This is a genomic window from Bradyrhizobium sp. 35 (assembly GCF_023073215.1).
GTDB lineage: Bacteria > Pseudomonadota > Alphaproteobacteria > Rhizobiales > Xanthobacteraceae > Bradyrhizobium > Bradyrhizobium canariense_D.
The window spans coordinates 256,748-268,531 of the sequence record NZ_JADPJC010000080.1 but is presented as its reverse complement, the minus strand read 5'-3'; the positions used below and the strand labels follow the sequence as shown (position 1 = coordinate 268,531).

12 protein-coding genes are annotated in these 11,784 nt (G+C 64.2%); 2 read left to right on the top strand and 10 right to left on the bottom strand.

Features of this window, described 5'->3' with window-relative positions; translation table 11 throughout:
• Positions 1-71: 71 nt before the first annotated feature.
• From IVB36_RS17445 to thiD, 4 genes are all read right to left on the bottom strand, one after another.
• Positions 72-1,055 carry a threonine/serine dehydratase gene (locus tag IVB36_RS17445; protein WP_018457523.1) on the bottom strand — a complete coding sequence of 328 codons (984 nt, stop codon included), beginning with the start codon at positions 1,053-1,055 and terminating at the stop codon, positions 72-74.
• Positions 1,056-1,118: 63 nt separating this feature from the next.
• Complete coding sequence (locus tag IVB36_RS17440) at positions 1,119-2,162, bottom strand: glycosyltransferase family 1 protein (protein ID WP_247392539.1); 1,044 nt, start codon at positions 2,160-2,162, stop codon at positions 1,119-1,121.
• Positions 2,163-2,175: 13 nt separating this feature from the next.
• Entirely contained in the window at positions 2,176-2,988 is an 813-nt protein-coding gene (locus IVB36_RS17435) for a UDP-2,3-diacylglucosamine diphosphatase (RefSeq protein ID WP_085348823.1), read from the bottom strand.
• A 205-nt stretch (positions 2,989-3,193) separates the two neighbouring features.
• Positions 3,194-3,994, bottom strand: a complete 801-nt coding sequence (gene thiD, locus IVB36_RS17430; protein WP_247392536.1) for a bifunctional hydroxymethylpyrimidine kinase/phosphomethylpyrimidine kinase — start codon at positions 3,992-3,994, stop codon at positions 3,194-3,196.
• A 129-nt stretch (positions 3,995-4,123) separates the two neighbouring features.
• On the opposite strand from thiD, the gene IVB36_RS17425 reads away from it, so the two are divergent.
• Complete coding sequence (locus tag IVB36_RS17425; protein ID WP_007602021.1) at positions 4,124-4,369, top strand: Lrp/AsnC family transcriptional regulator; 246 nt, start codon at positions 4,124-4,126, stop codon at positions 4,367-4,369.
• A 24-nt stretch (positions 4,370-4,393) separates the two neighbouring features.
• On the opposite strand, the gene IVB36_RS17420 is transcribed toward IVB36_RS17425, so the two are convergent.
• Positions 4,394-5,323 (bottom strand): cytochrome c, encoded by a 930-nt coding sequence (locus IVB36_RS17420; RefSeq protein ID WP_247392534.1) that lies wholly within the window; start codon positions 5,321-5,323, stop codon positions 4,394-4,396.
• Between the two features lie 155 nt (positions 5,324-5,478).
• On the opposite strand from IVB36_RS17420, the gene IVB36_RS17415 reads away from it, so the two are divergent.
• Positions 5,479-5,895, top strand: a complete 417-nt coding sequence (locus IVB36_RS17415; protein ID WP_007602019.1) for a CHRD domain-containing protein — start codon at positions 5,479-5,481, stop codon at positions 5,893-5,895.
• Between the two features lie 77 nt (positions 5,896-5,972).
• Here IVB36_RS17415 and IVB36_RS17410 read toward each other — a convergent pair whose 3' ends face one another.
• From IVB36_RS17410 to IVB36_RS17390, 5 genes are all read right to left on the bottom strand, one after another.
• A complete protein-coding gene (locus IVB36_RS17410; RefSeq protein WP_085348820.1) occupies positions 5,973-7,268 on the bottom strand; it encodes a cystathionine gamma-synthase family protein in 1,296 nt (431 codons plus the stop codon).
• A 289-nt stretch (positions 7,269-7,557) separates the two neighbouring features.
• Complete coding sequence (locus tag IVB36_RS17405) at positions 7,558-8,004, bottom strand: cytochrome c (protein ID WP_018457514.1); 447 nt, start codon at positions 8,002-8,004, stop codon at positions 7,558-7,560.
• Between the two features lie 88 nt (positions 8,005-8,092).
• Entirely contained in the window at positions 8,093-10,402 is a 2,310-nt protein-coding gene (locus tag IVB36_RS17400; RefSeq protein ID WP_247392532.1) for a xanthine dehydrogenase family protein molybdopterin-binding subunit, read from the bottom strand.
• 278 nt (positions 10,403-10,680) lie between these two features.
• Positions 10,681-10,959 carry a DUF1127 domain-containing protein gene (locus IVB36_RS17395; protein WP_085348852.1) on the bottom strand — a complete coding sequence of 93 codons (279 nt, stop codon included), beginning with the start codon at positions 10,957-10,959 and terminating at the stop codon, positions 10,681-10,683.
• Positions 10,960-11,244: 285 nt separating this feature from the next.
• Positions 11,245-11,661, bottom strand: a complete 417-nt coding sequence (locus IVB36_RS17390) for an SRPBCC family protein (RefSeq protein WP_085348818.1) — start codon at positions 11,659-11,661, stop codon at positions 11,245-11,247.
• Positions 11,662-11,784: the final 123 nt, after the last annotated feature.

Sequence of the window (11,784 nt, the reverse complement as noted above, 5' to 3'; positions counted from 1 at the left end):
CGCGGTCGGCCACACACGACAAAGGGCAGAGCGGAGACGCTCTGCCCTTCTTGATGTCAGAAGATTGATTATCAGGCCACCAGCTCGGCAAACAAATCGGCGTCGACATTGCCGCCGGAGAGCACGATGACGACGTTCTTGCCGGCAACATCAAGTCGTCCCGCAAGCAGCGCGGCCAGGCCGACCGCTCCGCCCGGTTCGACCACAAGCTTCAGCTCGCGATAGGCAAACGCGACGGCCGCGCCGACTTCCTTGTCCGAGGCGGTGACGCCGCGCGCGAGCAGCTTGCTGTTGATCGCAAAGGTCATCTCGCCGGGGATCAGGGCCATCAGCGCATCGCAGATGGTGCGGCCGGCGGGTGCGTGCGGCTCGCGGTGGCCCGCGGTCAGCGACAGGCCGTGATCGTCGAACGCGTCGGGCTCGGCCACCACGATCTCGGCCAGCGGAAAACGCGCCTTCACAGCCGTTGCAACGCCGGCGATCAGGCCGCCGCCGGAGGCTGGGGCGACCACGATGTCGGGGCTGAGACCGAGCGCCGCCATGTCCTCGGCGATCTCGCGGCCGGCGGTGCCTTGACCGGCGATCACGAAGGGATCGTCATAGGGCCTGACCAGCGTCGCGCCGCGCTTCTCGGCGATGCCGCGCGAGATCGCCTCGCGGTCGTCGCGGTCGCGGTCGTACAGCACGACCTCGGCACCGTAGGATTTGGTACGCTCGCGCTTTGACAACGGCGCATCCGCGGGCATCACGATGGTCGCCTGCATGTCGAGGATCTTTGCCGCCGCCGCCACGCCCTGGGCGTGGTTGCCGGAGGAGAACGCGACCACGCCGCCGGCGCGCTTGTCCTGCGGGATCGAGGCGACCTTGTTGAAGGCACCGCGAAACTTGAACGAGCCGGTGCGCTGGAGCATCTCCGGCTTGAGATAGACCTTTGCACCGACACGCTCGTTGAGCACGGGAAAGGACAACAGCGGGGTGCGGACGGCGAAGGGTGCGATTACGCGTGCTGCGGCGTCGATATCGGCAGGGCCGATCGGGAGAAGCTGTTCTGTCATGCCTGAATGTTATCGCGCCGGATGAGGCGCGGGCAAGGCATCTCCGCGCGAGGCTTTGGGCTCTCAGGCGACGAATCGCGCCGGCTCTGCCCCGTTTCGGCCGGGCAGCACCGCGCCGACGGCCAAAATGCTGTCGATAAAAGCCCGGGCCGAGGCCTCCCAGGTGTAGTTGGCGGCGAATTCCACGCAGTCCTGCCGGGAGATGTCGAGCGCGGCAAAGCAGGCGCTGCGCAGATCGTGATCGAGCGCGCCAACCGGCGCATCGCCGATCACGTCGCGGGGGCCCTTCACCGGGAAGGCCGCGACCGGCAGGCCGCTCGCCAGCGCTTCGAGCAGGACCAGGCCGAACGTGTCGGTCTTGCTCGGAAATACGAAGACGTCGGCCGCAGCATAGATGTCCGCCAGCTCCTCGCCGTGCTTTTCGCCGAGGAAGATCGCGTCCGGATAGGCCTCCTCCAGCGCGACACGCGCCGGGCCGTCACCTACGATCACCTTGGTGCCGGGCAGCTCGAGGTCGAGGAATGCCTCGAGATTCTTCTCCACCGCGACGCGGCCGACCGAGAGGAACACCGGCGCCGGCAGGCAGAGATCGATCGCTCGGGGATGGAACAAATGGGTGTCGACGCCGCGAGGCCACAGCACGACATTGTGGAAGCCGCGCTCGGTCAGCTCGCTGGCGAGCGCCGGCGTTGCCGCCATCACGGCGCGGCTGGGGCTGTGAAATCGGCGCAGCGCCCGCCAGATCAGCGAGCCCGGCACCGGCACGCGGGCGCGGACATATTCGGGAAAGCGGGTGTGGAAGCTGGTCGTGAAGGGCAGCTTGCGCTGCCGGCAATAGCGGCGGACCATCAGGCCGATCGGCCCCTCCGTCGCGATGTGGATGCTGTCCGGGCGCGCCTCTTCGATCAGCTTCGCGATTCTGCCCGGGCGCGGCATGGCCACCCGCACGTCCCGATAGCTCGGCATCGCAAAGGTGCGGAACCATTGCGGCGTCAGGAACGAGAATTCGACGTCGAGACTTTTGGCGGCGTCGGCAAGCTTGGTCAGCGTCCGAACCACACCGTTGACTTGCGGGTGCCAGGCGTCGGTCGCGACCAGGATGCGCATCAGGCTGCCCTTGTCATGCGGCTTTGGCTGCGATCTGCGGGACCTGTGCCGGCTTCTCGGCCTGGTTCGCCCAGGTGATGATCTCGAAATGGCCCTCGTCGTGCTCGACCAGTGCCGTGCAGCTCTCGACCCAGTCGCCGCAATTCATGTAGCGGATGCCGCCCTCGTCGCGGATCACCGCGTAGTGGATGTGGCCGCAGATCACGCCGTCGGCGTCGTGGCGCCGCGCTTCGGCGGCGAGCGCCTGCTCGAACGCGCCGATATAGTTGACCGCGTTCTTGACCTTCTGCTTGGCCCATTGCGACAGCGACCAATAGGGCACCTTGAACATGCGCCTAAAGAAGTTGACGAAGCGATTGAGCTGGATCGCGAAGTCGTAGGCCTTGTCGCCGAGATGGGCGAGCCAGCGTGCGTTCTGCACCACGAGGTCGAAGATGTCGCCGTGGATGACGAGATAGCGCTTGCCGTCCGCGCCGGTGTGGACGGTGTTCTCGACCACGTCGATGCCGCCGAAATGCGTGCCGTAATAGTTGCGCAGGAACTCGTCGTGATTGCCGGGGATGTAGATGACCTTGGCGCCCTTGCGCGCCTTGCGCAAAAGCTTCTGGACGAGGTCGTTATGCGATTGCGGCCAATGCCAGCTCGATTTCAGCGCCCAGCCGTCGACGATATCGCCGACGAGATAGATCGTGTCGGCATCATGGAAACGCAGGAAATCGAGCAGAAGATCGGCTTGAGAACCGCGGGCTCCGAGATGAACGTCGGAGATGAACAACGTGCGAAAGCGCCGCTCCGGGCTCTCGTCACTCACATCGTAACTTCCCATGCGCCAGCCTGTAACAATGTCCCGTGACAGGGGGATGACCAATTGAACCTTTGAGGCACCTTAGGATACGAATCGCGCTTGCCTCGCCCACCCGCGAATATCAGTCGCATGCGACAATCAGGCGACATGGCGTCGCAGCGCCCTCCGCAAGAACCCGGAGCTGCATGGCGGGAGGGACTAGCGGTGGCGCGCTCGCGACCGGCGGTCAGTAAAATTTATGGAAATGATGGATCGGGCCGTGTCCGTGGCCGACGCTGAAGCGGTCGGCGGCGGCGATCGCCGCGCTGATCCAGGTCTTGGCGTTGCGCACGGCGCGCTCGAGATCCTCGCCTCTGGCGAGCCCTGCGGCGACCGCCGAGGACAGCGAGCAGCCGGTGCCATGGGTGTTGCTTGTGGCAACGCGCGGCGCGGCGAGCGCGATCGTGGTGCTGGCATCGACGAGATAATCGATACTCTCGGCGCCCTCGCCGTGGCCGCCCTTGATCAGGACCGCACGACAGCCGAGCGCCAGCAGCCGGCGCCCCTGGCTTTCGATCTCGGCCTCGCTGGCCGCGACCGGCTCGTCGAGCAGAGCCGCGGCCTCGGGCAGATTGGGTGTGATCACCGAGGCCAGCGGCATCAGCTTGCTGCGCAGAGCATCGACGGCATCGGACGCGAGCAGGCGATCGCCCGACGTCGCCACCATCACGGGATCGAGCACGATACGCTCGGGCGCCCAGCGCGACAGCGCGGCCGCGATCGCATCGATGCTGGCGGCTTGCGCCACCATGCCGATCTTGACCGCGCCGACCTCGAGATCGGAAAACACCGCGTCGATCTGCGCGGTGACGAATTCGGCGGGCACGGCGTGAATGCCGGTGACGCCGCGGGTGTTCTGCGCCGTCAGCGCCGTGATGGCAGAAGCGCCAAAAACGCCGAGCGCGGCAAAGGTCTTCAGGTCGGCCTGGATGCCGGCGCCGCCGCTCGAATCGGAGCCGGCAATGGTCAGCGCTACGGGTGTCGTCATGGGGCGCTCTTCAGCGTTTTCGAAGCCATGGCCCGTCCTAGCGCGCCTCTCCCAGCCCAGCAAGTTCGCTTGCTAAATCCGGCCGGGTTTGGCCTATTAGCCGTCAGATATGCTTTCGGAGTGACCGCGATGGTTCCCTTTTTCGTCCAGATCAAATGCAAGCTCGGCCAATCCTATGTGGTCGCCAATGCGCTTGCCGAAGCCGAGATCGCCTCCGAGATCTATTCCACGGCCGGGCAATACGACCTGCTGGTGAAGTTTTACGTCGACAACGACACCGATATCGGCCACTTCGTCAACGAGAAGGTGCAGGTGCTGCCCGGCATCCAGGACACCCTCACCATCATCACCTTCAAGGCGTTTGGCGCGAGTTGACCGTCCGAAAAAGGGCAGGCCCGATCAGGTGCCGCCCTCCTTGCGCTTGGGACGCGGCGGACCGTCCACCGGCGGCAGCGATTTGAGATAGTCCGCCATCGCCGCGAGATCGTCGTCCGGCAGTTGCGAGGTGTTCTTGATCACCCGCGTCATCGCGCCGCCGACGCTGTCGCCGTCGGGCAATTCGCCGGTCTTCAGGAAATAGGCAATATCCTTCGCGCTCCACTCGCCAAGGCCCTTCTGGGTGATGTTGGGCACCCATCCCTCGCCTTCCGGATTGGGGCCTCCAGCGAAGCGTTGTGCGGCGGTGATGCCGCCAAGCGCGTTGCGCGGGCTGTGGCATTCCGCGCAATGGCCAAAACTGTTGACGAGATAGGCGCCGCGATTCCACTGCGGTGACTTCGCGCTGTCGGGGACGAAGGGCTTGTCGTCCAGAAATAAGAATTTCCAAATGCCGACGTTACGCCGGATGTTGAACGGAAAGCGCACATCGTGGTCGCGCACCTTGCCTGCGACGGCCGGCAGCGTTTTCAGGTACGCAAAGAGATCGAGCACGTCCTCGCGCCTGGCGTGCTGATAGGACGTATAGGGAAAGGCCGGAAAATAATGCCCTCCGTCCGGCGAGACCCCGTGCATCACCGCATTGACGAATTCGGCATCGTTCCATTTGCCGATGCCATCGGTCGGATCGGACGAGATGTTCGGCGCGTAGAACGTTCCGAACGGCGACTTGATCGCGACGCCGCCGCCGAGCCTGAGACGATCGGGCTGGTCGGGGACGGCATGGCATGAGGCGCAGCCGCCGGCGTTGAACATCACCTGGCCATTGGCAAGATCAGGGACGCGGGCAGGCGCGGTGCCGACGGCCGCCCCCACCGGCGCGCTGAGCCACCAATAGACGCCGGCTGTGGCGAGTGCGGCGAGCAGCGCCACGGAGATTGTTCGTCGCAACATGCGGTCCTTTCGTCATCGCGGCGAAGCTTATGACCGATGTCCTCGCGGCTCCAGCCACGAAGAATTTAGCCCACCGCGGCCTGAAACGGGAATAAACTGCAATGCCGGCTGTTGGAAGTTTGGCAGCCCAAACGGGTTCAGCAGGGAGAAAAATCATGAACAAGATCGTCATCGCCATGTCAGTGCTTGGCGCCGTTGCTTTTGCGGGTTCGGCCAGCGCGGAAAAGCTGAAAGCAACGCTCGACGCCAAGTCGGAGGTCCCCGCAACGACCAGCAGCGGCACCGGAACGGCCGATCTGGATTACGACGCCGCCAGCAAGAAGCTGTCCTGGAAGGTCACCTATTCCGGCCTGTCCGGCCCTGCCACCGCCGCGCATTTCCACGGACCTGCCGAGCCCGGCAAGAACGCCGGCGTTGCGATCCCGATCCCAGGCGCTGCGACCAGCCCGGCCGAGGGCTCGGCGACGCTGACCGACGCGCAGGCCGCCGATCTGCTCGGCGGCAAACTCTACGTCAACATCCACACCGCGGCCAATCCGGGGGGCGAGATCCGTGGTCAGGTGACGAAGTAAGCTTCGCACAGACCAACAAAAGGGGCGGCTGCTTGCGCAACCGCCCTTTTCGATTCCGCGTAGCGCTGGCGCAGGCGTCACACCTCAGGTTCGGCTGCGTTCAGCGCCTGCGCGAGGTCGGCGATCAAATCCGACGGGTGCTCGATGCCGATCGACAGCCGGATCGTGGAATCGAGCACGCCGATCTTCCGGCGGATGTCGGCGGGGACGCCGGAGTGGGTCATGGTGGCAGGCAGGCTCGCAAGCGACTCCGTTCCACCAAGGCTCACCGCCAGCTTGAGGATTTGCAGCGCGTTGAGGAATTTCATGGCGGCGGCCTTGCCCCCGACGATGTCGAACGAGAACGTGGACCCTGCCCCCGAGCATTGCCGCGCAAACACAAGTCCGTCCGGCGACGCCGCGTCGTGATGACCGAGATAGTGCACCTTGGCCACTTTGGGATGATCGCGCAGATAGTCCGCCACGAGGCGCGCATTCGCATCCGCCTTTTCCATGCGCAGGCTCAGCGTCTCGAGCGAGCGGTTGATCATCCAGCAGGAATGCGGATCGAGCTGGGTGCCGATGGCGCCCCGCAGCGCCTTGATGCCTTTCACCACCGCCTTCGCGCCGAGCGCGGCGCCCGCGATCAGATCTGAATGACCGCCGACATATTTCGTGAGCGAGTACAGGGAAATATCGGCGCCGTGCTCGATCGGTCGCTGAAACACCGGCCCGAGCAGCGTATTGTCGCAGGCGATGATCGGAACGTGTCCTTGGGTCTTTCCGATGCTCTCAGCGACACGCCGCATCATCGCGATGTCGACCAGCCCGTTGGTCGGGTTGGCCGGGGTCTCGATCAGGATCATCGAAATCCGGCCCTTGCGCATGGCCTCCTCCGCGGCTTGGCTGACCACGGCTTCATCGACGCCATCGGCGAAGCCGACGGCGCCGATCGACAGACGCGCAAGCGTATTCGTCAGCAGCGTTTCCGTGCCGCCGTAAAGCGGCTGGGAGTGCAGAATGACGTCGCCGGGGCGGACGAACGCCAGGATCGTGGTCGCGATGGCCGCCATGCCGGATGAGAACAGCGCGCAGCTCTCGGTGCGCTCGTAGATCGCGAGCCTGTCCTCGACGATTTCGCTGTTGGGGTGATTGAAGCGCGAATAGACCAGGCCCGCGCCCATTCCTTCCGGCGGCTCGCGCCGGCCGGAGACGAAATCGAAGAAGTCCTGCCCGTCCTCGGCCGTCTTGAACACGAAGGTCGAGGTCAGGAACACCGGCGGCTTGACGGCGCCTTCCGACAATTGCGGATCATAGCCATAGGTCAGCATCAGCGTTTCCGGATGCAGCATATGGTTGCCGATGTGCGTCTTAGACGGGAACGGTTTTACCATGGCTTGTCTCGCTGTTGCTGATTGAGGCGCTCGCCGCGGGTTGGAACTCCTGATGTCGTGACGCAGTCAGGAGCGAGATGCGTCAGCGTCAAAAGCTCACGCCAATGCCGCGGCGGCTGGAGCAAAGATAGCTGCTCCGGTAGCGATCCGTCAGGCCTTGCGGATAGAATTTCCAGCAGCGCTGCGCGCCGACATGAAAAAAGCGGCTGCTTTCGCAACCGCTTTTTCCCGATTCCCAGTAGCCCGGATGGAGCGAAGCGCAATCCGGGCTACGAATCTTTTTCTTCCGTCAACCGTTCTTCACACGAAACGTCTCGTGGCAGCCGCCGCATTCCTTGCCGACCGCGGGGAAATTCGCCTTGAGCGAGTCGAGATCCTTGATCTTGCCCTTGGCCTCGCCGACGACCTTGGCGAAGCTCGCGACCTTCGCATCGAACCCGGCCTTGTCCTCCCAGATCTTCGGCGAGGCGCTGTAGTCGCCCTCGGGCTTCATACCCTTTGCGCTCGCCGGAAACAGGTGCGGCAGCTTCTTGGCGGTGTCCTCGAACTGCGCCAGCGCGCTGTCCACAGTGGCCTGATCATAGGGCTTCTCGCCCTTGACCATGGCCGCCACTGCGCCGGCGTTCTTGCCGTTGCCCTTCATGAGAGTCTGCACTTCCTTGACGGAATCCTGTTGTGCCCAAACCGCGCCCATACCGAGCAGGAGCGCGCCCCCAACCACCAACACTCGCTTCATTCGCAAAATCCCTTTCCTTGATGCAGGATCGTGCTGACCCCTCAATGGGCCAACACCGCTCGGCAGATTTCATTCCCGTGGAAGATTGTCACAGGCTGTGACGGCGATGGTGCTCGTTGATGGCGATCCACACCCGTTCCGGGGTCGCCGGCATGTCGATGTGGTCGATCTTGTATTCGCGCCAGAGCCCGTCGACGATGGCGTTGACGACCGCCGGGCAGGACCCGATCGCACCGGCCTCGCCCGCGCCCTTCACCCCCAGCGGATTGGTCTTGCAGGGAACGTTGGCGGTCTCGAACACGAAGGCCGGCCCGTCCGCCGCGCGCGGCAGCGCGTAGTCCATGAAGGTCGCGGTGACGAGCTGGCCATCGCCCGCGCCATAGACCACCTGCTCCATCAACGCCTGGCCGATGCCCTGCATGGCGCCGCCATGGACCTGGCCGGCCAGCAGCAGCGGATTGAGCGTCATGCCGAAATCGTCGACGATCACGTAGTTAACGATTTTGATGATGCCGGTGGCCGGATCGATCTCGACCTCGGCGACATGGGTGCCGTTGGGATAGGTGCCGTCGGCGCTGGCGAAGGTCGCGCTCGCGTTCAGCTTCGAGGGATCCGCGCCGGGCCGCTTGGCGAGATCAGTGAACGAGATCGAGCGGTCGGTGCCGGCGATGCGCACGATGCCGTCGGTGATCTCGAGGTCGCCGGCGCTGGCTTCCAGCGCCTGGGCCGCGATTTCCTTCAGCTTCTGCCCGAGCTCGCGGGTCGCGCGCTCGACGCTGACACCGCCCGACGGGATCGAAGCCGAGCCGCCGGTGCCGAGGCCCGTGGCGATCATGTCGGTGTCGCCCTGGTGGACGTGCACGCGCTCGGGCGCCACGCCGAACTGCTCGGCAACGATCTGCGCATAGGCGGTCTGGTGGCCCTGCCCGCTCGACTGGGTGCCGATCAGGACCGTGATATCGCCATTGGGGTCCATCCGCACATTGGCGGTCTCCTCGCCCATGGTGCCGCAGACCTCGACATAGCTCGCAAGTCCGATGCCGCGGATCAGGCCGTTCTTCTTGGCCGCCTTGGCGCGCTTGCCAAACTCCTTCCAATCGGCGATCTCCATCGCGCGCTTCAGATGCGCGGCGAAGTCGCCGGAATCGTAGACTTTGCCGGTCGCGGTCTTGTAGGGCAGCGCCTTCGGCTGGATGAAATTCTTGCGGCGGATGGCATCCACCGTCATGTCGAGCTTTCGCGCGCAGGCGTCCACGAGACGTTCGATGACGTAAGCAGCCTCGGGCCGCCCGGCGCCGCGATAGGCATCGACCGGCACGCTGTTGGTGAAGATGGTGCGCACCCGGCAGTGGAACGCCTGGATGTCGTAGAGGCCCGGCAGCATGCCGGCGCCGCCATGCGGGATATAGGGCCCGAAGGTCGACAGATACGCGCCCATGTCGCCCATCAGGTCGCAATCCATCGCCAGGAACTTGCCGTCCTCGGCCAGCGCCATCTTCGCGGTGGTGACGTTGTCGCGGCCCTGCGCGTCGCCCATGAAATGCTCGGTACGGTCGGCGGCCCATTTCACCGCCTTCTTCAGCTTTCGCGCGGCGACTGCCAACAGGGCGTATTCCCGATAGGGAAACAGCTTCGTGCCGAAGCCGCCGCCGACGTCGGGGCAGATCACCCGCATCTTGTCGGTCGGAATGTTGAGCACGTTCTGGCAGAGGATATCGCGCAGGCGATGGCTGCCCTGGCTGCCGACCGTCAGCGTCAGATGGTCGCGCTTGGCGTCGTATTCGCACACCGCCGCGCGCGTCTCCATGAAGTTCGCGACCACGCGCGGATTGACGATCGAGATCTCGGCCACCGCATGCGCTTTGGCAAAGGCAGCTTCGGTCGCTTTCTTGTCACCGATCGAGACGTCGAACAGCACGTTGCCGGGCTTGTCCGGCCAGACCTGCGGCGCGCCCTTCTTCACGGCATTGACGACACCGGTCACCGCCGGCAGCGGGCTCCATTTGACCTCGATCGCCTCGATCGCGTCGCGGGCCTGGTCGATGGTCTCGGCGACCACGAAGGCGATGGAATCGCCGACATGGCGCACTTCGTCCTTGGCGAGGATCGGGTAAGGCGGCCCGGTGAAGGGATCGGTCTCGAGATTGAACAGGCAGGGCAGATTGCCGAGATCCTTGACGTCATCGGCGGTCAGGATCAGCGCGACGCCGGGAAGGGTGCGGGCGCGGCTCGCATCGATGGTGTATTTGGCATGCGCATGCGGCGAGCGCAGCATCAGGGCGTGAAGCACGGCCTGCGGCGCATAATCGTCGGTATAGCGGCCCTTGCCGCGGATGAGCGCGTCATCCTCCTTGCGCAACACGCTTTGGCCAACGCCAAACTTGATGGGAGCCGCCATTTTTCTCGTCCCGTTTCTCATGGTTGTTTTGCCGGCATATTGCCGTGGAAAAACTGGCAAGGCAAACGGGTTTAGCCATGCGAAAACCGTCCAGCGCCCTCACCTGTCAGAGCAGGATGGAACGGGAGCGCCGCAACTCGGTCATTTCGCCGTGAGGAACGGTCCGCTTGATGGCATGATAGTTGCCGAACCCGCCTGCAGTGCACGCCTGAGAACAAGCAGCCGTGCTGACGGCTGCTTGCTCGCAAAGCGCATCTCCGCTTCGGATGGCTCATCATTTACATCCCCCCGCGGCTCCATAGATCTCTGGCGTGATCCCTCAGCCTATCGATAGCCCGTTCCGGCGAGATGTAGTCGATCTCGCCGCGCGTCAGGCCGATATCCATCAGCTCCCGGTCACTCAGGTCCCGCAAGGCGATTTGTGGGCCCTGCCGCCAGCGCCAGTCCTGGAGCGCACGCCAGTATCGCGCGAGCAAGCCTGGGATGCTCCACGTCGAGGCAAGCTCGAGGGGGAGCCTCTCCGGCTCGGATGTCATGATCGTCTGTTGGGGTGGCATGGGACGCTCCTGCTGTTGTGCCGGCAGGGAAGCGTGGCCAAACAAAAGGCCCCGTCCGATGCCGGCGGGGCCTGGTGAAAAGATGTCGTCGTCGAATTTCTAGCGCGCGACTCCTTCCACGGCCCGGCCGAAGCGGGTCATGTGGTTGCGGTTGAGTTTGCGCACTGATTTGATCATGCGCTGCGATTACCATAGCAATCGCGCAAAATCAAGAGATGTGTGGAGGTCGGTTGCACCCTGGAAGCGAGCCCCTTACTCTGGCGCTTTCTTGCCCCTACACACGCCTCAGGACTTCGTCTGCTTCGCTTCCACGTATCGTGCGAAGTTGTCGAGGATTGCCTGCCAACCGCCTTGCTGCTGCTCGACCGAGTGCGTCGATTCGCCATCGAAGACCACGCGAACCAGAATGCCCTTCGGGCCGGGCACAAACTCGACTTCGGCATTTCGCTCGCCGAACGCGTATTCGATACGCTTGTGCTCGACGATTTTCGTGTAGGTACCGGCGAAGTCAAAGCCCATGCTGCCGTCCTTGGCCTCCATGCGCGATGAGAAGACACCGCCTTCTCGCAGGTCGACGGTCGCCTTGGTCGTATGCCAGTCGTCGGACGCGGCGTTCCACTTCATGATGTCGGCAGGCGTCGTATAAGCGCGCCAGACCTGATCGATAGGGGCTGCTACGTTGGTTTCGACGGTGATCCTCATAAACAGTGCTCCTGGTTCGAATTTTGCCGGCTCGAGGTGACGGCATCACGTCACGTGTGCAGGGTCCATCCGCCGCACTTCCGAGATGTGTCCATCCAAGGACGATCGAGACTGGCCCGTGCC

Bases quoted from the DNA above. Each gene is read 5' to 3' on its own strand.
- thiD (WP_247392536.1), bottom strand. From the start codon at position 3,994: ATGACGACACCCGTAGCGCTGACCATTGCCGGCTCCGATTCGAGCGGC.
- IVB36_RS17425 (WP_007602021.1), top strand. From the start codon at position 4,124: ATGGTTCCCTTTTTCGTCCAGATCAAATGCAAGCTCGGCCAATCCTAT.
- IVB36_RS17445 (WP_018457523.1), bottom strand. From the start codon at position 1,055: ATGACAGAACAGCTTCTCCCGATCGGCCCTGCCGATATCGACGCCGCA.
- IVB36_RS17400 (WP_247392532.1), bottom strand. From the start codon at position 10,402: ATGGCGGCTCCCATCAAGTTTGGCGTTGGCCAAAGCGTGTTGCGCAAG.
- IVB36_RS17390 (WP_085348818.1), bottom strand. From the start codon at position 11,661: ATGAGGATCACCGTCGAAACCAACGTAGCAGCCCCTATCGATCAGGTC.
- IVB36_RS17410 (WP_085348820.1), bottom strand. From the start codon at position 7,268: ATGGTAAAACCGTTCCCGTCTAAGACGCACATCGGCAACCATATGCTG.
- IVB36_RS17405 (WP_018457514.1), bottom strand. From the start codon at position 8,004: ATGAAGCGAGTGTTGGTGGTTGGGGGCGCGCTCCTGCTCGGTATGGGC.
- IVB36_RS17420 (WP_247392534.1), bottom strand. From the start codon at position 5,323: ATGTTGCGACGAACAATCTCCGTGGCGCTGCTCGCCGCACTCGCCACA.
- IVB36_RS17435 (WP_085348823.1), bottom strand. From the start codon at position 2,988: ATGGGAAGTTACGATGTGAGTGACGAGAGCCCGGAGCGGCGCTTTCGC.
- IVB36_RS17395 (WP_085348852.1), bottom strand. From the start codon at position 10,959: ATGCCACCCCAACAGACGATCATGACATCCGAGCCGGAGAGGCTCCCC.
- IVB36_RS17440 (WP_247392539.1), bottom strand. From the start codon at position 2,162: ATGCGCATCCTGGTCGCGACCGACGCCTGGCACCCGCAAGTCAACGGT.
- IVB36_RS17415 (WP_007602019.1), top strand. From the start codon at position 5,479: ATGAACAAGATCGTCATCGCCATGTCAGTGCTTGGCGCCGTTGCTTTT.